General features: G+C 71.3%; 17 protein-coding genes and 1 tRNA gene. 4 read left to right on the top strand and 14 right to left on the bottom strand.

Annotated elements, in window-relative coordinates:
* Positions 1-53: 53 nt before the first annotated feature.
* From M8C11_RS09690 to M8C11_RS09645, 10 genes are all read right to left on the bottom strand, one after another.
* Positions 54-806 carry an amino acid ABC transporter ATP-binding protein gene (locus M8C11_RS09690; protein ID WP_252449378.1) on the bottom strand — a complete coding sequence of 251 codons (753 nt, stop codon included), beginning with the start codon at positions 804-806 and terminating at the stop codon, positions 54-56.
* 53 nt (positions 807-859) lie between these two features.
* Entirely contained in the window at positions 860-1,837 is a 978-nt protein-coding gene (locus M8C11_RS09685; protein WP_013287514.1) for an amino acid ABC transporter permease, read from the bottom strand.
* 4 nt (positions 1,838-1,841) lie between these two features.
* Positions 1,842-2,747, bottom strand: coding sequence for an ABC transporter substrate-binding protein (locus tag M8C11_RS09680; protein ID WP_252449308.1), 906 nt, complete (start codon positions 2,745-2,747; stop codon positions 1,842-1,844).
* A gap of 32 nt (positions 2,748-2,779) precedes the next feature.
* Complete coding sequence (locus tag M8C11_RS09675; RefSeq protein WP_252449307.1) at positions 2,780-3,490, bottom strand: ABC transporter ATP-binding protein; 711 nt, start codon at positions 3,488-3,490, stop codon at positions 2,780-2,782.
* Complete coding sequence (locus tag M8C11_RS09670; RefSeq protein WP_091420549.1) at positions 3,480-4,325, bottom strand: ABC transporter ATP-binding protein; 846 nt, start codon at positions 4,323-4,325, stop codon at positions 3,480-3,482. Before M8C11_RS09670 ends, M8C11_RS09675 begins: the two co-directional genes overlap by 11 nt.
* Positions 4,318-5,457: a branched-chain amino acid ABC transporter permease gene (locus M8C11_RS09665; protein ID WP_252449306.1), complete on the bottom strand. Its 1,140-nt coding sequence runs from the start codon at positions 5,455-5,457 to the stop codon at positions 4,318-4,320. Before M8C11_RS09665 ends, M8C11_RS09670 begins: the two co-directional genes overlap by 8 nt.
* Positions 5,454-6,404, bottom strand: a complete 951-nt coding sequence (locus M8C11_RS09660; RefSeq protein ID WP_121683029.1) for a branched-chain amino acid ABC transporter permease — start codon at positions 6,402-6,404, stop codon at positions 5,454-5,456. The genes M8C11_RS09665 and M8C11_RS09660 overlap by 4 nt, the downstream gene beginning before the upstream one ends.
* A 105-nt stretch (positions 6,405-6,509) precedes the next feature.
* A complete protein-coding gene (locus tag M8C11_RS09655; RefSeq protein ID WP_121683030.1) occupies positions 6,510-7,670 on the bottom strand; it encodes a branched-chain amino acid ABC transporter substrate-binding protein in 1,161 nt (386 codons plus the stop codon).
* A gap of 257 nt (positions 7,671-7,927) precedes the next feature.
* Entirely contained in the window at positions 7,928-9,139 is a 1,212-nt protein-coding gene (locus M8C11_RS09650; protein ID WP_252449305.1) for a hypothetical protein, read from the bottom strand.
* A gap of 37 nt (positions 9,140-9,176) precedes the next feature.
* On the bottom strand, positions 9,177-9,797 hold the full coding sequence (locus tag M8C11_RS09645; protein ID WP_013287522.1) for an ANTAR domain-containing response regulator: 621 nt from the start codon (positions 9,795-9,797) through the stop codon (positions 9,177-9,179).
* Between the two features lie 104 nt (positions 9,798-9,901).
* On the opposite strand from M8C11_RS09645, the gene M8C11_RS09640 reads away from it, so the two are divergent.
* Positions 9,902-9,975 (top strand) — tRNA-Leu (locus tag M8C11_RS09640).
* A 35-nt stretch (positions 9,976-10,010) separates the two neighbouring features.
* A complete protein-coding gene (locus M8C11_RS09635) occupies positions 10,011-10,760 on the top strand; it encodes a transcriptional regulator (RefSeq protein WP_252449304.1) in 750 nt (249 codons plus the stop codon).
* 30 nt (positions 10,761-10,790) lie between these two features.
* Here the strand turns inward: M8C11_RS09635 and M8C11_RS09630 are convergent, their stop codons facing one another.
* Positions 10,791-11,966, bottom strand: coding sequence for a PLP-dependent aspartate aminotransferase family protein (locus M8C11_RS09630; RefSeq protein ID WP_252449303.1), 1,176 nt, complete (start codon positions 11,964-11,966; stop codon positions 10,791-10,793).
* A gap of 83 nt (positions 11,967-12,049) precedes the next feature.
* On the opposite strand from M8C11_RS09630, the gene M8C11_RS09625 reads away from it, so the two are divergent.
* Complete coding sequence (locus tag M8C11_RS09625) at positions 12,050-12,529, top strand: Lrp/AsnC family transcriptional regulator (protein ID WP_047894721.1); 480 nt, start codon at positions 12,050-12,052, stop codon at positions 12,527-12,529.
* A 61-nt stretch (positions 12,530-12,590) separates the two neighbouring features.
* Positions 12,591-13,586: an LLM class flavin-dependent oxidoreductase gene (locus tag M8C11_RS09620; RefSeq protein WP_252449302.1), complete on the top strand. Its 996-nt coding sequence runs from the start codon at positions 12,591-12,593 to the stop codon at positions 13,584-13,586.
* A 167-nt stretch (positions 13,587-13,753) separates the two neighbouring features.
* On the opposite strand, the gene M8C11_RS09615 is transcribed toward M8C11_RS09620, so the two are convergent.
* The 3 genes from M8C11_RS09615 to M8C11_RS09600 form a co-directional block, all read right to left on the bottom strand.
* On the bottom strand, positions 13,754-16,051 hold the full coding sequence (locus M8C11_RS09615) for a cellulose binding domain-containing protein (protein ID WP_308212734.1): 2,298 nt from the start codon (positions 16,049-16,051) through the stop codon (positions 13,754-13,756).
* Positions 16,052-16,323: 272 nt separating this feature from the next.
* On the bottom strand, positions 16,324-17,430 hold the full coding sequence (locus M8C11_RS09605) for a sulfite exporter TauE/SafE family protein (protein WP_252449301.1): 1,107 nt from the start codon (positions 17,428-17,430) through the stop codon (positions 16,324-16,326).
* Positions 17,431-17,562: 132 nt separating this feature from the next.
* Positions 17,563-18,033: an Rrf2 family transcriptional regulator gene (locus M8C11_RS09600; RefSeq protein ID WP_120568875.1), complete on the bottom strand. Its 471-nt coding sequence runs from the start codon at positions 18,031-18,033 to the stop codon at positions 17,563-17,565.
* Positions 18,034-18,098 lie beyond the last annotated feature (65 nt).

Below are 18,098 nucleotides of genomic sequence, written 5' to 3'. Positions count from 1 at the left end.
ACGCCCGACAACTCCGGCCTCCGGTGCGGCGCGCGCCGCACCGGAGGCCGAGGTCAGAGAACCTTGGCCAGGAACGCCTTGGTCCGCTCGTGCTTCGGCGCCGAGATCACCTCGCGCGGGTCACCCTGCTCGACCACCACGCCGCCGTCCATGAACACGAGGTGGTCGCCCACCTCGCGGGCGAAGCCGATCTCGTGGGTCACCACGATCATCGTCATGCCGTCGCGGGCCAGGTCCTTCATCGTGTCCAGCACCTCGCCCACCAGCTCCGGGTCGAGCGCGCTGGTCGGCTCGTCGAACAGCATCAGCTTCGGCCGCATGGCCAGCGCCCGGGCGATCGCCACCCGCTGCTGCTGGCCGCCGGAGAGCTGACCGGGGTACGCGCCGAGCTTGTCGCCCAGTCCCACCCGGTCTAGCAGCTGCGCGGCGTGTTCCCGGGCCTGCGCCTTCTTCGCCTGGCGCAGCAGCACCGGCGCCTCCATGACGTTCTGCAGCACCGTCATGTGCGGGAACAGGTTGAACCGCTGGAACACCATGCCGATGGCACGGCGCTGCGCGGCCACGTCCTTGTCCCGCATCTCGTACAGCTTGCCGCCGCGCTCCCGGTAGCCGATCAGGTCGCCGTCGACCCAGATCCGGCCGGCGTCGATCTTCTCCAGATGGTTGATGCAGCGCAGGAACGTCGACTTGCCGGAGCCGGAGGGCCCGAGCAGGCAGCACACCTCACCGGCGCGGACCTCCAGGTCGATGCCCTTGAGCACCTCCAGCGGCCCGAACGACTTGTGCACCTGCTCGGCCCGCACCATCAGGCCGGACCCGGCCCTGGGCGCGGTGGCCTGCGCGGGCACGATCAGCTCGGTCACTTCACCACCCCCGCGCCGCCACCGGCCTCGGCAGTCATCCCTCGCAGCTTCAGCCGGGCCCGCCCGGTGACGCCGTATCCCTTGCCGAAGTGGCGCTCCAGGTAGTACTGGCCGACGAGCAGGATGCTGGTCAGGAACAGGTACCACAGGCACGCCGCGACGTACATCGGGAAGATCTGGAACGTCCGTTTGCCGACGGCGTCGAGCTGGAAGAACAGCTCCACGCTCACCGGCACGTAGAGCAACAGGGACGTGTCCTTGAGCATGGCGATGGTCTCGTTGCCGGTCGGCGGGATGATCACCCGCATCGCCTGCGGCAGCACCACCCGGCGCAGTAGCTGGGCACGGCTCAGGCCGAGTGCCTGAGCGGCCTCGGTCTGGCCGGGATCGACCGACTGGATGCCGGCCCGGACGATCTCCGCCATGTACGCGGCCTCGGAGAGCGCGAGGCCGAGCAGACCAGCCATGAAGCCGGTGAGGATGTCACGGGAGGAGAACCCGAACAGCCGCAGTTGCAGGTTGTCGATGCCGAACAGCTGACCGATCTGGGTGTCGAACGGCACCCCGAACTCGACCCGGCTCCACAGGATGCCGATGTTGCCGAAGACGGCCAGCAGGACCAGCCGGGGCACGGCCCGGAAGAACCAGGTGTAGAGCCAGGCCACGCCGCGCAGGATCGGGTTGTCCGACAGCCGCATCACCGCGATCACCACGCCGAGCGTGACGCCGATGAGCATCGCGCTGACGGTCATCAGCACGGTGCCGCGCAGCAGGCCCTCGATGATCGGCGGCCGGAACATCTTGTCGACCATGAAGGACCAGTTGAAGGCCTCGTTGGTCACCAGCAGGTGGACGAACATCGCGGCCAGGACGGAGAGCACCGCCACGGCGACCCATCGTCCGGGGTGCCGCACGGGCACGGCCTTGATCGGTTCCGGCCGTGCCCGCGCGGTTGTCGCTTCCTCGGTGGTCATGTCGTCACGGGTTGATCGCGGGGTCCGTGATCGCGCCGTCTCCCACCTTCCACTTGTCGAGCACCTGCTTGTACGAGCCGTCGGCGATCACGGCCTTGGTGGCGTCCCGCACCGCCTCGGCCAGCTGCGTCTGCTCCTTGGCCAGCACGTAGCCGTACGGCGCCGCCTCGTACTGCTTGTCCAGCAGCTCCAGGGCGTCGTTGGACTGCGTCACCGCGTACACGCCGACCGGGTAGTCGGCGAGCATCGCGTCGTCCTTGCCGGACACGACGGCGGCAGTGGCGGCGTCCTGGCCCGGGAACTGGTCGACGGTGATCGCCGGCTTGCCGGCGTCGGTGCACGCCTTGGAGCGCTTCTGGATGTCCTCGACCTGGACCGTGTCCTTCTGCACCGCGATCTTCTTGCCGCAGGCGTTGTCCAGCGCGATCCCGGCCGGGTTGCCCTTCTTGGTCACCCACTGCGTGCCGACCTGGAAGTAGCTGACCATGTTGGCCTGGCCCTTGCGGTCGTCGTTGATGGTGAACGACGAGACGCCCGCCTCGTACTTGCCCGAGTTGACGCCGTTGATGATGTCGCCGAACGGCGCCGAGACGAACTCCGCCTTGAGGCCCAGCTTGGCCGCCACCGCGGTGAACAGCTCGACGTCGAAGCCGATCACGGTCTTGCCGTCGTTGTCCAGGAACTCCGCCGGGGCGTAGGTGGAGTCGGTGCCCACCACGATCTTGCCGTCCGACTTGATCGCGTCCGGGACCTTCGCGGCCAGCGCGGCGTCGACCGACGACGAGACGCTGGGGCCGCCGCCGGGCTGGTCGGTGCTCTCCTCCTCGCCGCACGCGGCGAGGGAGAGCAGCAGGACGGCCGCACCGGCGACGCCGAGCGCCGCCCGCCGTCCGGGGTTGGGGTGGAACATGGCTGTACTCCTTATTGCGAGGGGTCGGCCGGTCAGGCCACGCCGAGGTAGGCCTCTTTGACCGAGGGGTCGTGCAGCAGGTCCGCGCCGGTGCCGCTCTTGACGATCCGGCCGGTCTCCAGCACGTACGCCCGGTGGGCGCGCGCCAGCGCCTGCTGGGCGTTCTGCTCCACCAGCAGGATGGTGGTGCCCTGCTGGTTGATCTCCGTGATGATCGTGAAGATCTGCTGGATCAGCATCGGCGCGAGACCCATCGACGGCTCGTCGAGCAGCAGCAGCTTCGGCCGGCTCATCAGCGCCCGGCCGACCGCGAGCATCTGCTGCTCGCCGCCGGAGAGCGTGCCGCCGGCCTGCTTACGCCGCTCGGCCAGCCGCGGGAACAGCTCCAGCACCCGGGCCAGGTCCTGCGCGATGCCGGCCTTGTCGCGCCGGGTGTACGCGCCCATGTCGAGGTTCTCCAGCACCGACATGCCGGGGAAGATGCCCCGGCCCTCGGGCGCCTGGCACAGCCCGCGCCGGACCCGCAGGTCGGCCCGGAGCTTGGTGATGTCCTCACCGGCAAACTTGATCTTGCCGGAGGCGACCGGCCGGATGCCGGAGATCGCCCGCATGGTGGTGGACTTGCCGGCGCCGTTCGCGCCGATCAGCGCGACGATCTCCCCCTCGTCCACGGTCAGGCTGATGCCGTGCAGCGCCTGGATCCGCCCGTAGAGCAGGCTCACGTCCTCGATCTCAAGCAGCATCGTCCGGCACCCCCAGGTACGCCGCGACCACCTTCGGGTTGTCCCGCACCTCGGCGGGCAGCCCTTCGGCGATCTTCTTTCCGAACTCCAGGACCACGATCCGGTCGGTCACGCCCATCACCAGGCGCATGTCGTGCTCGATCAGCAGCACCGTCACGCCCTGGTCCCGGATCTGCCGGATGAGCTGGAGCAGCTCCTCCTTCTCCGCCGGGTTGAAGCCGGCGGCCGGCTCGTCCAGGCAGAGCAGCTTCGGGTCGGTGGCCAGCGCGCGGGCGATCTCCAACCGCCGCTGCTCGCCGTAGGACAGGTTGCGGGCGAACTCGTGCATCCGGTTGCGGATGCCGACGAACTCCAGCAGGCGCTCGGCCTTCTCCCGGCCCTCGCGCTCCTCCTTCCAGTGCCGCGGCAGGCGCAGCAGGGCGGAGATCACGCTGGTCTTGTGGTGCGCGTCCGCGCCGACCTGGACGTTCTCCAGCGCGGTCATCTCCGGGAAGAGACGGATGTTCTGGAACGTACGGGCCATGCCCATCCGGGTGATCTGGTGGCGCTTCTTGCCACTGATCTTCTGGCCCAGGAACCGGATCTGCCCCTCGGTGGGCTGGTAGATGCCGGTCATCGCGTTGAAGCAGGTGGTCTTGCCGGCGCCGTTCGGGCCGATCAGACCGAGGATCTCACCCTTGTAGAGGGTGAAGTCCACGTCGTTGAGGGCCACCACGCCGCCGAAGCGCAGCGTGACGTGGTCGACCTCCAGCAACGGCTCCCGCTTGCCGACCGCCTCGACGGCGGGGGCCGCCGCCTGGACCGGAACCTTCGGGTTCTGCTCGGTGTCACTCACCGACGATCACCTCCTTGCGGCGGTCCTTGAACTCCGCCGCTCGTCGCCGGTTCGGGATCAGGCCCTGCGGCCGGAAGATCATCATCACCACGAGCACCAGACCGAAGAAGAGGAACCGGTACTCGTACAGCTCGATGCCGAACAGCTCGATGCCACGGAACCGCTCGATCATGTACGCCACCAGGCCGCCGCCGACGATCGCGCCGACGATGTTGCCCGAGCCGCCGAAGATGACAGCGGCCAGGATGATGATCGAGTTGAGCAGCTCGAAGTTCTGCGAGTTGACGAAGTTCTGCTTACCGGCGAACAGTGCGCCGGCCAGGCCGGCGATGGCCGCGCCGGAGGCGAACGCCCACAGCTTGAACTTGAACGTCGGCACGCCCATGAGCTGGGCGGCGTCCTCGTCCTCGCGGATCGAGATCCAGGCCCGGCCGACCCGGCTGTGGGTCAGGTTCCGCACCCCGATCACCACCAGGATGATCAGCGTGAGCACCAGCCAGTAGTACGGGCGGGCGTCGAGCACGCCGAACCACGGCCGGCCGTCGGCGTACTGGCCGGGCGGGTGCGGGATCTCGCTGAAGCCCCGCTGTCCCCGCAGGAACTCGGAACTGACCGCCGCGATCCGGATCATCTCGGCGAAGCCGAGCGTCACCAGCGCCAGGTAGTCACCACGCAGACGCAGCGTCGGCGTACCCAGCATGACGCCGGAGACCATGGTCAGGGCGATCGCGATCGGCACCACCAGCAGCCACGGCCACAGCGTCTTGAGGTTGCTGCTGGGCGAGGTCAATACCGCGACCGTGTACGCGCCGACGGCGAAGAAGCCGAAGTAGCCGAGGTCGAGCAGGCCGGCGAAGCCGACCACGATGTTGAGCCCGACCGCCAGCAGCACGTAGATCGAGACCGTGAACAGCACCTGGGTGAAGTTCGCCCCGGGCGTCGGGATCGGCCCGAGGTACTGGTAGAACTCCTTGTTCGGCAGCGCGTAGAAGAACGCGATGACCGCGGCGAGCAGCACCCAGCGCACCCAGCGCGGTGCGTGACGCCAGCGCTCCGAGATCGCGTGCCGGCCCTGCCGCAGCTTGTCCGCCGCCGTCTCCCGCCGCTCCGGCGGGTCGATGGTGGTCGTCATGCGCGTGCCCTCCCCAGTGATTCGCCGAGCAGACCGGTCGGCCGGAACATCAGCAGCACGACGAGCACCGCGAACGCGGCGAAGTCCTTCCACTGACTGCCGAACAGACCCGAGGCGTAGTTCTCCACGACGCCGAGCAGCAGGCCGCCGATCAGCGCGCCGCGCAGGTTGCCGATACCACCGAGCACCGCCGCGGTGAACGCCTTGAGACCCAGCAGGAAGCCGACGCTGTAGGTGAGCGTCTGGATCCGCACGTCGTAGAGCAGGCCCGCGACACCGGCCATGGTGCCACCGGCGATGAAGACCATCAGGATGATGCGGTCCTTGTTGACGCCCATCAGGGCCGCCGTGTTGGCGTCCTGCGCGACCGCACGGATGCCGCGGCCGGTACGGCTGCGGTTGATGAACTGGTCCAGCGCGAACATCATCACCAGCGCGGAGCCGACCGTGAGCAGCTGCACCGCGTCGATCGGCACCCCGGCGATGTGGAACAGCGGCTCGGAGCTGACCAGCCGGGGCGCACCCTCCGGCAGACGCCGCGTGTAGACGCCGAACGCCTCGGAGATCGCGATCGAGGCGCCGATCGCGGTGATGAGGAACGCCAGCGGCGGCGCGTTGCGCTTCCGCAGCGGCCGGTACGCCACCCGTTCGATCACCGTCGCGGTGCCCGCCGAGGCGATGGCCGCCACGATCATCGCCACCAGCAGGTAGAACAGGATCGAGCCGACGCCGCTGACCTGCGAGTTCTGGTCCAGTCCGAAGCCGTTCCAGGTCCAGATCGCGGCGAACGCGCCGGCGATGAAGACCTCGGAGTGGGCGAAGTTGATAAGCCTGAGCACGCCGTAGACAAGCGTGTAGCCGAGCGCGACCAGGGCGTAGATGGCGCCCTGCGTCAAGCCGGTCGTGGTGAGTTCCCCGAAGTTGGAGAACAAGCCGTCGAAGTCCAAGGGAGGGACACTCCGTCGCTCAAGAGAAAAAGAGGGTGCGGCCGGGAGCCAGCTCCCGGCCGCACCCGCGATCACAACTCAATCGCCAGCCCAGCGATCGACCGATCAGGACTTGGGGATCTCCTGGTCCGGGACGACCTTGCCGCCCTGCACCTTGAACGCCCAGACCTTGACCTGCGCCGGGTCCAGCTCGCCACCCTCGACGAACTTGTAGGTCGACGCCACGCCCTCGCCGTTGTAGCCCTTGACGAACTCCAGCAGGTCGGCACGGGTGGTCTTACCGGCCTTGATGCCGGCCAGCAGGATGTTCGCCGCGTCGAACGCGGTGTCGCTGTAGGTGCCCGGGTCGGTGCCGTTGAGCGCCTTGAAGTCGGCCGCGAAGGTGCCGCGCGCCTCGGTGGACGGCTGGCAGGGGCAGGTGAGGATGGTGCCCTCGGCAGCCGCCTGGCCGGCGGAGGTGATGTAGGCGCCGTCGTTCACGCCGTCACCGGCGACCAGCGGGGCGGTGACGCCGGCAGCGGTGAGCTGCTTACGGATCAGGCCGGCCTCCTGGTAGTAGCCGCCGTAGAAGACCGCCTTCACGTTGGCGGCCTTGACCTTGGTGACCACACCGGAGAACTCGGTCTGCTTGCCCTCGCCCTGGACCTTGTCGCTGCCCACGACCGCGGGGCCGAGCACCTTCTTGACCTCGTCGGCCAGGCCGGCGCCGTAGGCGGACTGGTCGTCGATGACGTAGACCCGGTCGGCCTTGAGCACGTTCTTCATGTAGACGCCGGCGGCGGGGCCCTGGCTCAGGTCGTTGCCGACCGCACGGAAGAACGTCTTCCAGCCCTTGGTGGCCAGGGTCGGGTTGGTCGCGGAGGGGGTGATGGTGACCAGACCGGCCTCGTTGAACAGCGGGCCGGCGGCCTCGGACTCGCCCGAGTAGGCCGGACCCACGACACCCAGGATCTTGGTGTCGTCGATCGCCTTCTGGGCCAGACCCGGCGCCTGGTCCGGGCTGCCCTGCGAGTCGAGCTCGGCGAGCTCGACCTTGCAGTCCGCGTTCTCCTTGTTGTACTTGTCGACGGCCAGCTTGACGCCGTTCTTCTCGTTGATGCCCAGCGCGGCCGAGCTTCCGGTCAGCGCGCCGAAGAAAGCGATCTTGCTCCCGCAGGCGCTGCCCCCGGAACCCTCATCGTCGCTGCCGCTGGAACAAGCGGTGCCACCGGCGACGAGCGCCAGCATGGCGACCCCGCCGATCACGCGTGCGAGCTTCTGCCTCAAGGCCCGAACCCTCCTCCGTCCATGATCCGAACCACCCGCCGCTGATTGGCCCTTGCGGGGTGGACGAACCAAGACCGTCGTCGCCGGTCTGGGGCGGGACGTTATCCCACCGCGAGCGGTGGCGTAAGACCTGGAAAGCGGGGTTGACCGAACCGTTACACGCCGTGGCGGATTCAAGCCCATCGGCGTAAGAACCGAAGGCGCGCAAAGGCTTTCGCCGACTATTCCTCGGTAACGGGCCAGGCCCTCCCCACCCCCTACCGATCGACGGTCGGCAACGCCCCCCACCAGGCACGGGATACCTTTCCGTCATCGGCGACCACGAGCAGCCGGTCGTCGCGGACGGCCACCGCCAGCGCCGCGTCGCCCCCGTCCGGCACCGGCACCGGCGTGATCACCGGAAGCCACGACGCACCACCGTCACGCGACATCCAGAGCCGTCGCTGAGCCCCGTCCCCGGTCACCGCGACCAGCCGCCCACCGGACGCCGCGAGCGCGTCCACCGACGACACCCCGGGGCCCGCCGAGCCGAACCCGCCGACCCGCCGCCACCCCTGCGCCGCACCCGCCGAACCGGCGGACGGCGAGCCACACTCGCCGCACCCGCGCCACACCCCGAAGCGGTCACCCAGCGGGCCGACCGCCACCGGACCGCCGTCGGCCGGCACCACCCGCTCCGCCGCCCCGGCCGCCCCCGACGGCACCGGCAGGGCCAGCCGCCGCCACACCCGGCCATCCGCCGAGAACCACGACAGCGGCGTCCGGGCCGTACCGCCTGGCGGCAGCAACGACCCCACCACCAGCCAGCCCGACCCCACCGCCGCCACGTCGTACGCCGCCGTCCGGCCCCGGCCGTCGCCGGCCAGCTCCGCGACGCCCTCGCGCAGCACGAACCCCTCGGCATCCGGCGACGTCCACACCGCCGCACCGTCCGCGCGCGACCCGGCGACCAGCCAACCACCCGGACCCGCGGCCAGCCGCGACGCGCTCACCGCGCGCGGACCGCCGAACAACTCGAACGCCGCCGGCACCTCCCGCAACGGCCCGCCCGGACGCCACACCCACGTCCCGGTACGCGGATTGCCGTGCACGCCACCCGTCTTCGCACCCAGCGCCGCCATCCCGTCGGCGCGGCACGCCACCGCGTAGAGCACGTGCTGACGGCCGTAGAACGTCTGACCGCGCACCGGAATCGGTGACCACGTCACGCCGTCCGACGAGGACCACGCCGCCGGCCGGGTCTCCCCCGCCGGATCGACCAGCCCGCCCACCGCGTACCACCGGCCGGCGCACCGCGCGGTGTCGCGCAGGACCGGACGCCCGGTGGCGCCGGCGGGAAGGGCCAGCTCGACGGGCTGCCACTGCGGGCGGACCGGCGCGGGCTCGGGCAGCGGTCGCGGAGTGGCGTGGCAGGCCGACAGGAGCAGCACGGCGGCGACGAGGATCGGCCGGACGCGCGCGGGAGACATGGATCCGATCCTATCGATCGGATGCCTCCCCGGAAGGTCAGGACGCGGGCTGCTCCACCTCGCCGCCGGCGGTCTCGGCGAGGATCCGCTCGGCGACCTCCTTCATGGTCATCCGGTGGTCCATCGCGGTGCGCTGGATCCACTTGAACGCCTGCGGCTCGGTCATCCCGTACGTGGTCATCAGCGCGCCCTTGGCGCGCTCGACGGTCTTGCGGATCTCCAGCCGGTCGGTGAGGCCGGCGACCTCCGACTCCAGCGCGGCGATCTCGGAGTAGCGGGACAGCGCGATCTCCACCGCCGGCACCAGGTCGCTCTTCTGGAACGGCTTGACCAGGTACGCCATCGCGCCCGCCGCCCGCGCCCGCTCCACCAGGTCACGCTGGCTGAACGCGGTCAGGATGATCACCGGGGCGATGCGCGCGCCGGCGATCCGCTCGGCGGCGGCCAGCCCGTCCATGATCGGCATCTTGATGTCGAGGATGACCAGATCCGGCTTGAGTTCCTCGGCGAGCTTGACGGCGGTCTCGCCGTCACCGGCCTCGCCGACCACCTCGTAGCCCTCTTCGACGAGCATCTCGGCCAGGTCCAGCCGGATGAGCGCCTCGTCCTCGGCGATCAGAACGCGCTTGCGCTCGGCGTCCGCCTGCATCTCGCCCACGAGCCACTCCCACCGGTTCGAGCCCGACACCCGCCCTGCCGGGTGTCGCCGCCCCTAGCGTAGTAGGTAACCTATGGCACGACGCGAGAGCGTCGCGCGAGCCTGTCCCCGTATTCCAATCGGTAGAGAAACGGAGCTCAAACCTCCGACAGTGTGGGTTCGAATCCCACCGGGGACACCGAAACTGTCGTACGCGCGTTCGAAGATGTCCGCGTGCATCCACCCGAGATACGCGCGCGAGCACGTCAGGCCTTCCTGTCCGGGGCCACCGTCGCGGAGGCGGCCCGCGCGGTGGGCCTCAACTACCGCACCGTCTGGCACTGGTGCAGGGATCGGCCGGAGCCGAAGCAGCACGGCACCGCGCTGCGGTGTTTCCGCTGCCGCGAGGGTGTCCGCGTTCCGACAGACCCGGCGGCCTACGCCTATCTCCTCGGGCTCTACCTGGGCGACGGGCATCTCGTGACCAGGGCACGGGTGCCGGTGCTCCGGATCTCCTGCAGTGACAGCTGGCCCGGGCTGATCGAGGCGTGCGACGACGCCATGCGACGGGTCCTGGCGGAGAAGGTCCAGCGCGTCCGGCATCCGGGCTGCGTCAGCGTGCAGAGCTACGGCAGGCACTGGCCGTGCCTGTTCCCGCAACACGGGCCCGGTAGGAAGCACCGGCGTCCGATCGTCCTCGCGGACTGGCAGCGCCCCATCGTCGAGGCCCAGGCGGGCGACTTCCTGCGCGGCCTCTTCCACTCCGACGGGTGCCGCTTCGCCAACCGGGTCGTCGTGCGGGGCAAGGAGTACGTCTATCCCCGCTACATGTTCAACAACGAGTCGGCCGACATCATCGGCCTCTGCCAGCAGGCCCTCGACCGGCTCGGCATCGCCTGGCGGATGAACCGCCGCAACTCCTTGTCGGTGGCCCGCCGGGAGGCGGTAGCCGCCCTCGACCGGCACGTCGGCCCGAAGTCGTGACCCGACGACGCCGCGGGCGACCGGCCGCCGTCAGATCCGCGCCAGTGCCCGCGCGAGATCCGCCCGCAGGTCCTCCGGGTCCTCCAGGCCGACCGAGACGCGCAGCAGCCCGCCGCAGGGCTTGGCGTCGCCCTCGACCGGCCGGTGGGTGAGCGACGCCGGGTGCTGGATCAGCGTGTCGACGCCGCCGAGCGACACCGCGTGCGTAATCAGCTCGCAGGCGCCGGCGACCTCGGCCGCGGCGGGCGCGCCGCCGCGTACCTCGAAGGCGAGCAGGCTGCCGGTGCCGGACATCTGGCGGCCGACCAGCCCGGCCGGGTCGTGCAGCGACGGGTGGTGGACGCGCTCGACGGCGGGGTGCCCGGCGAGCCAGGCGGCGAGCTTCTCCGCGCCGGCCTGCTGGGCGCGGACGCGCAGCGGGAGGGTCTGGATGCCGCGGTGCAGCAGGTACGCGCCGAGCGGGTGCAGGACGGCGCCGGTGACGGCGCGGACCTGGCGCAGCCGGGCGGCCCACTCGGGTCCACAGGCGACGACGCCGGCGAGGACGTCGCCGTGGCCGCCGATGCTCTTGGTGGCGCTGTGCAGCACGAGCGCGGCGCCGTGGCGGGCGGGCTGCTGGAGCACCGGGGTGGCGACTGTGTTGTCGACGAGCAGCGGGACGTCACCGGCGGCGTCGGCGAGCGCGGCGATGTCGACCAGGTCGAGGCTGGGGTTGGCCGGCGTCTCGACCACGACGACGGCGGTGTCGGGGCGGATCGCGGCGGCCACGTCGGCGGGGGTGGCCCAGGTGACCTCGGTGCCGAGCAGGCCGGTGGCGAGGACGTGGTCGGTGCCGCCGTAGAGGGGGCGGACGGCGACGACGTGGCGCTTGCCGTCGCGGGTGGCGGCGAGCAGGGTGGCGGTGAGCGCGGCCATGCCGCTGGCGAACGCGACGGCCTCGGCGGTGCCTTCGAGCTGGGCGAGCGCGGTCTCGAACCGGGCCACGGTGGGGTTCCAGAGGCGCTGGTAGACGGCGCTGCCGCCGGCCGGGAGGGTGCCGCCGGTGGCCAGCGTCTCGTAGTCGTCACCGCCGCCGGCGACCGAGGGCAGCGGGTTGGTGGTGGACAGGTCGATGGGCGGGACGTGGACGCCGAGCCCGGCGAGGTCGGCGCGCCCGGCGTGTACGGCTGCGGTGTCCACGGAAGTCATGCCGGAAGCGTCGAACATGACGACGGCGGGAGGCAATAGCAGCGAACAACATTCTGGTAATCACGCTTTCGCCGGACAGTGATTCGGTGAAGGATGGTCACATGCCTGCCGCACCGAATGATGTACGGCCGTTCGCCGGCCTGGACGACACCGACCGCGCGATCCTCACCGAGCTGGCGGCCGACGGCCGGCTGCCGAACAACGCGCTGGCCGAGCGCGTCGGGGTGGCGCCGTCGACGTGCCTGACGCGTACGCGGGCGCTGCGCGAGTGCGGGGCGATCCGCGGGTTCCACGCCGAGGTGGATCCGGCGGCGGTGGGTCTGCCGTTGCAGGCGCTGGTCTCGGTGCGGTTGACCGCGCACGAGCGGGCCGCTGTGGACGCGTTCCGGGCCCGGTCGGTGCGGTTGCCGGGGGTGGTGTCGGTGTTCCACGTGGCGGGCGCGGAGGACTACGTGCTGCACGTGCGGGCCGCGTCGGGCGACGCGCTGCGGGACTTCGTACTCGATCATCTGGCTGTCGATCCGGCGGTGCAGCACACGCAGACCAGCCTGATCTTCGAGCAGGCCCGGGGTATGGGGTAGCGCACCCGGCGGAACAATTCCGGCACGTCGCGGGTTGCACCTATCTGTGATCGACGTACCCATGTCTGTTCTTGATCTTGCCCCGGTGGCGGCGACCGGCAGTGCCGGTGAGGCGCTGCGGTACACCACGGAGCTGGCCCGCCGCACCGAGGAGCTGGGCTACCGCCGGTTCTGGGTGGCCGAGCACCACAACATGCCCGCCATCGCGAGTTCCGCTCCGGCGGTGCTGCTCGCGCACCTGGCGGCGAACACCAGCACGATCCGGCTCGGCTCGGGCGGCGTGATGCTGCCCAACCACGCGCCGTTGGTGGTGGCCGAGCAGTTCGGCACGCTGGAGGCGCTGCACCCGGGCCGGATCGACCTGGGCATCGGCCGGGCGCCGGGCACCGACCAGGTGACCGCGCTGGCGCTGCGCCGCACCATGGAGGGCCTGTCGGCCGAGCACTTCCCGCGTGAGCTGGCCGACCTGATGAACTACTTCTCCGGCGCCGAGCCGGGTCGGATCACCGCGACGCCGGGCCGTGGCCAGTCGCCGCAGGTGTGGCTGCTCGGGTCCAGCGGATTCAGCGCGCAGCTGGCGGGCCTGCTCGGGCTGCCGTTCTCGTTCGCGCACCACTTCAGTTCGCAGAACACGATCCCGGCGTTGCAGCTCTACCGGCAGAACTTCCGGCCGTCGCAGTGGCTGGACCGGCCGTACGCGATGGTGGCGGTGAACGCGGTCTGCGCGGAGACCGACGAGCGGGCCGAGTGGCTGGCCGGGCCGGCCGGGCTGTCGTTCCTGAAGCTGCGGTCGGGGCGGCCGGAGCCGCTGGTCACGCCGGAGGAGGCGGCGGCGTACCCGTACTCGGAGTTCGAGCGGGAGTTCGTCGCCCAGCGCCGCGACGGCCAGGCGACCGGCTCGCCGGAGACGGTGGCCCGGCAGCTCGGGGAACTGCTGGAGCGCACCGGCGCGGACGAGCTGATGCTCACCACGATGGTCTACGACGTGGCGGACCGGGTCCGCTCGTTCGAGCTGATCGCCGAGAAGGTGGCGGGCGGGCTGCGCCGGGAGGGCTGAAACACGCTCTTCATAGCCACGTCACCGCACCGTCGCGTGGGACGCATAACTTTGTCCCCGGTGGTGGTACGGCATTCCCGGTCGGGACGGGTCGGGAATGCTGCGGTGTGGTGCACCGGGTCGCCGGCGGAGCGGATTCCGCGGCCGGCGACCCGGTGCCTGCCGTTTCAGCGCAGGTAGATGTTCGGCGCCGGCGGCGTGCTCATGCCGTCGCCCAAATGGAAGCCCGGGTGCGGCGGCTGGTTGTAGGCGGTGTTCTGCCAGGCCACTGCCACCCGGTACTGCGGGTCGTGCATCAGCGTCGGCAGGCGCAGGCCGGTGGTGACCGGAGTACTGTAGATGCGGAGCGCGGTGCTGTCGGAGGTGCGCCAGACCACCTCTTCCCGCCAGTCGCCGAGCAGGTCGGCCGAGAGCGCCGGGGTGGACTTGGTGCCGTTGTTCGAGGCGACGCCGCTGCCGGTGAGCAGCCGGGTCTCGCCGCCGGTGCCGTACTTGTCGATCTTCGTGGCGTCGAGCAGTTCCCGGACCGGGTCGCCGTCCCACCAGATCAGGAAGTTCGCCGACGACGGTTTGCGCCCGACGTTCTGCCCCCGGGTGTTGAGCAGCCCGTCGACAGCCGACGACCAGGACTCCGCACCCGGGCTGCCGGCCCAGACGTCGCCGGAGACGCCACGGCCGTTGTCGCCGCTGGGCGCGGTCTGCCAGATGATCTGCCCGGTACGCGCGTCGGCCATCCAGGAGCTGGGCTTGCTGCCGTCCTCGTCGACCTTGAACACCTCCAGGCCCGAGCGGGCGGGGTCGAGGTCACCGACGTGCAGGGCGTCACCGTGGCCGTTGCCGGTGGAGTACAGCAGCCGGCCGTTGTCGTCGATGGTGGCGGCGCCGTACACGATCTCCTGACGGCCGTCGTTGTCCACGTCGGCCACGGAGAGCTGGTGGTTGCCCTGGCCTGCCGCGGCGCCGTTGCCGGAGGCGTTCGAGTCGAACGTCCAGCGCTTGCGCAGCGTGCCGTCGCGGAAGTCCCAGGCCGCGACGACGGCTCGGGTGTAGTAGCCGCGCGCCATGATCAGCGAGGGTCGCTGCCCGTCCAGGTACGCGGTGCCGGCGAGGAACCGGTCGACCCGGTTGCCGTACGAGTCACCCCAGGACGAGACGGTGCCGCGCGGCGGGTCGTAGTCGACTGTGGACACGGCTGCGCCGGTGCGGCCGTCGAACATGGTCAGGTACTCCGGGCCGGCGAGCACGTAGCCGCTGGAGTTGCGGTGGTCGGCCGAGCCGTTGCCGATCACCTGGCCGGTGCCGGAGCGGGTGCCGTCGGCGGTCTTCATGGCCACCTCGGCGTCCCCGTCGCCGTCGTAGTCGTACACCTGGAACTGGGTGTAGTGGGCGCCGGCGCGGATGTTGCGCCCGAGGTCGATGCGCCACAGCCGGGTGCCGGTGAGCGTGTACGCGTCGACGTAGACGTTGCCGGTGTAGCCGGACTGCGAGTTGTCCTTGGCGTTCGACGGGTCCCACTTGAGCACGAACTCGTAGCGGCCGTCGCCGTCGAGGTCACCGACGCTCGCGTCGTTCGCCGAGTAGCTGTACCCCTCCCCCGACGGGGTGGTGCCGCCGGGCGGCGGCTGGATCGGCACGTCCAGGTAACCGTTGGCGAACTGGAGCGCCGGGGCGGACGCCGCCTGCTCGGCGCCGTTCACCACGGCCCGCACGGTGTACGCCGATCCGGCCGCCGCGCCGCTGTCCAGGTACGTGGTGGCGCCGGTGATGGGACTGCCGTTGACCTTGGTGCCGCCCCGGTAGAGGTTGAACGAAACCCCCGTGGTCTCGGTGCCGAGCAGCCGCCAGGAGACCAGGTTCCCGCTGCCGGAGCGGACGCTGACCAGGCCCCGGTCGAGGTCCTCCATCTGCTTCGCGCCGGCCGGCGGGGTGGTCGGCGGCGGCGTGGTGGGCGGGGGCGTCGACGGCGGTGGCGTGCTCGGCGGTGGCGTGCTGGGCGGGGGTGTGCTCGGTGGTGGCGTCGACGGCGGCGCGCTGGTGGACGGCGCGCCGGTGCAGGCGGTGCCGTTGAGCGTGAACGCGGCCGGGACCGGGTTCGACGCGTTGTTCCACGAGCCGTTGAAGCCGAAGTTCGCGGTGCCGCCGGTGCCGATGGCCGCGTTGTAGCCGGCGTCGCGGGCGCTGACCTGCGCGCCGGACTGGCTGACCGTCGCGTTCCACGCCTGGACGACCTGCTGGCCGGCGGCGAAGCTCCAGCCGAGGGTCCAGCCGTTGACCGGGTCGCCGAGGTTGGTCACTGTCACGTCGGCGCCGAAGCCGCCGCTCCACTGGTTGGTGATCCGGTAGTCGACCCGGCAGGCGACGGCCGCCGCGGCGGCCGTCATCGTGGTGAGCGCGCCGGCCGACAGCGTGACCGCCGAGGCCGCGGCGAGCAGCGCGATCCGGCGGCGTGGGGTGGTGGGGTGCACGGGGAATGCCTTTCGCGGAGGTCAGGCACGCGACGGGGCCGGTCTGCCCGGACCGGCGGTTACGTGCCCTGACGCGACGGGCGACGTCAACACATCGACGTCGGTGATTCGGCTCCGCGCTCCGTCAGCCTAGGTCACCGCCGGACACCCCCACAAGCGCGGCACAACGGTGGAGCGGCGGCCGGCGAGAAGGAATGGCCGAAACGCCGAGACAGAGCCCTCCCGGGCGACGGCGCGGCCGGGCGACGGCGCGGCCCAGGGCCGCGAGCGGCTCAGCCCTCGACGGCGGCGGCGAGCTTCCGCGACTCCGCGTTCTCGGTGGTCTCGGCGGTGGCCACCGGCTCCCGGACCTGCCCCGACTTCGCGGCCTCCGCCGGCTCGACGGACTCCCCCGCCGCGGCGGGCTCCACCGCTTCGGCGGGCGACGCGGAGGCGATCGCGGCCCCCGTCGGCGACGCGGAGGCGATCGCGGCGTCGGCCGGCGCCGCGGAGGTCAGCGCCACGTCGACGGTGGCGCGGGCCCGGCGGGCACGGCGCAGCGCCCGCACCGCCAGCCCGACGGCGACCAGCCAGGCGGCGCCGAGCAGCGCGTACACCACCACCGGCACCGAGCCGCCCACGCCGCCGGCGCTCAGCAGCGTGCGGGCGTTGGTCAGCACGATCACGCCGCCGATCACGGCACCGAGCAGCTGGGCGGGGACGATGCGGACCAGCCAGGCCGCGATGGGCGCGGCGATCAGGCCGCCGACCAGGAGCGCGGCCACAGTGGGCAGCAGGAAGCCCTCGGAGCCGAGGCCGATCAGGAAGCCGATGCTGGCCGCGCCGGCCACCACGAACTCGGAGGTGTCCACCGAGCCGATGACCTTGCGGGGTTCCATCCGGCCGGAGACCAGCAGCGCCGGGGTGGCGACCGGTCCCCAGCCACCGCCGCCGGTGGCGTCGACGAAGCCGGCGACCAGGCCGAGCGGGGCGAGGAAGCGGCTGCGCAGCCGGCCGGCGGCGCGGTTGGCGCGCAGCGGCCGGGAGAACCGCACCAGCAGGTACGCGCCGAGCGTGAACAGGATGGCGGCCATCCACGGCGCCGCCGCCTCGGTGGAGATGGAGCTGAGGAACGTCGCCCCGGCGAACGCGCCGATCGCGCCGGGCAGCGCGATCCGGCCGACCACCTTCCAGTCGACGTTGCCGAAACGCCAGTGCGAGACGCCCGCGGCGAGCGTGGTGCCGATCTCGGCCAGGTGCACCGAGGCGGACGCCGCGGCCGGCGCCACGCCGGCGAACAGGAGAAGCGTCGAGGAGGTCAGTCCGTACGCCATGCCGAGCGCACCGTCGACGAGTTGCGCGGCGAGCCCGACGAGGGCGAGGACCAGCAGCTTGCGCACGAGCGCCCCCTGACTTTTCGGTATCTCCTATCAACTTGGTCGACAATGCGGCACGGAGGCGCCCCGGGTCAAGTCCCCCATCCGGTTGGTAGGAGACGCCGGACGGTGTGCCGGGGTGTGCGGAAGCTGGCGTCAGCTCCAGGCGCGCGGGTCGGCGGCCAGTTCGTTGACCCGGCCGGGCAGCGCGCCGGCGGCCACGTCGGCGATGGTGACCAGCTCGAGGATCTCCCGCTCGCTGGCCCGCAGCGCGATCCAGACGTCCTGCAACGCGCGGGCCGCACCCTGGTAGCCGAGCTGTTCCGGCCGCTGCCCGCGTACGTGCGCGAGCGGACCGTCGATGACGCGGATCACCTCGGCCAGGGAGATCTCCCCGGCGGGCCGGGCCAGCCAGTAGCCGCCCTCGGGGCCACGCTGGGCGTGCACGATGCCGCCCCGGCGCAGTTGCAGCAGGATGCTCTCCAGGAACTTCGGCGGGATGTCCTGCGCGCGGGCGATCTGCTCGGCGGTCACCGGCCGGCTCCGCCCGGTGGTCCCCCGGTCCGCGACAGAGGCCAGCTCGGCGGCCGCGCGGAGGGCATAGTCGACCCGGGCGGAGAGACGCATACGGCCAGGTTAGTCCGCTGCCGTGCGGACCGGCCCTCCGACCCGCGCCCGGACGATCACCGGCC

It is taken from the genome of Micromonospora sp. CPM1, assembly GCF_023896895.1.
Classification (GTDB): domain Bacteria; phylum Actinomycetota; class Actinomycetes; order Mycobacteriales; family Micromonosporaceae; genus Micromonospora; species Micromonospora tulbaghiae.
Note: the sequence above shows the minus strand (reverse complement) of the source record. Positions and strands in the feature narration are given on the sequence as shown.

Coding starts and splice junctions, on each gene's coding strand:
- M8C11_RS09685 (WP_013287514.1), bottom strand. CDS start 1,837: ATGACCACCGAGGAAGCGACAACCGCGCGGGCACGGCCGGAACCGATC.
- M8C11_RS09625 (WP_047894721.1), top strand. CDS start 12,050: ATGCCTGCCGCACCGAATGATGTACGGCCGTTCGCCGGCCTGGACGAC.
- M8C11_RS09690 (WP_252449378.1), bottom strand. CDS start 806: ATGGTGCGGGCCGAGCAGGTGCACAAGTCGTTCGGGCCGCTGGAGGTG.
- M8C11_RS09600 (WP_120568875.1), bottom strand. CDS start 18,033: ATGCGTCTCTCCGCCCGGGTCGACTATGCCCTCCGCGCGGCCGCCGAG.
- M8C11_RS09665 (WP_252449306.1), bottom strand. CDS start 5,457: ATGACGACCACCATCGACCCGCCGGAGCGGCGGGAGACGGCGGCGGAC.
- M8C11_RS09650 (WP_252449305.1), bottom strand. CDS start 9,139: ATGTCTCCCGCGCGCGTCCGGCCGATCCTCGTCGCCGCCGTGCTGCTC.
- M8C11_RS09620 (WP_252449302.1), top strand. CDS start 12,591: ATGTCTGTTCTTGATCTTGCCCCGGTGGCGGCGACCGGCAGTGCCGGT.
- M8C11_RS09680 (WP_252449308.1), bottom strand. CDS start 2,747: ATGTTCCACCCCAACCCCGGACGGCGGGCGGCGCTCGGCGTCGCCGGT.
- M8C11_RS09630 (WP_252449303.1), bottom strand. CDS start 11,966: ATGTTCGACGCTTCCGGCATGACTTCCGTGGACACCGCAGCCGTACAC.
- M8C11_RS09675 (WP_252449307.1), bottom strand. CDS start 3,490: ATGCTGCTTGAGATCGAGGACGTGAGCCTGCTCTACGGGCGGATCCAG.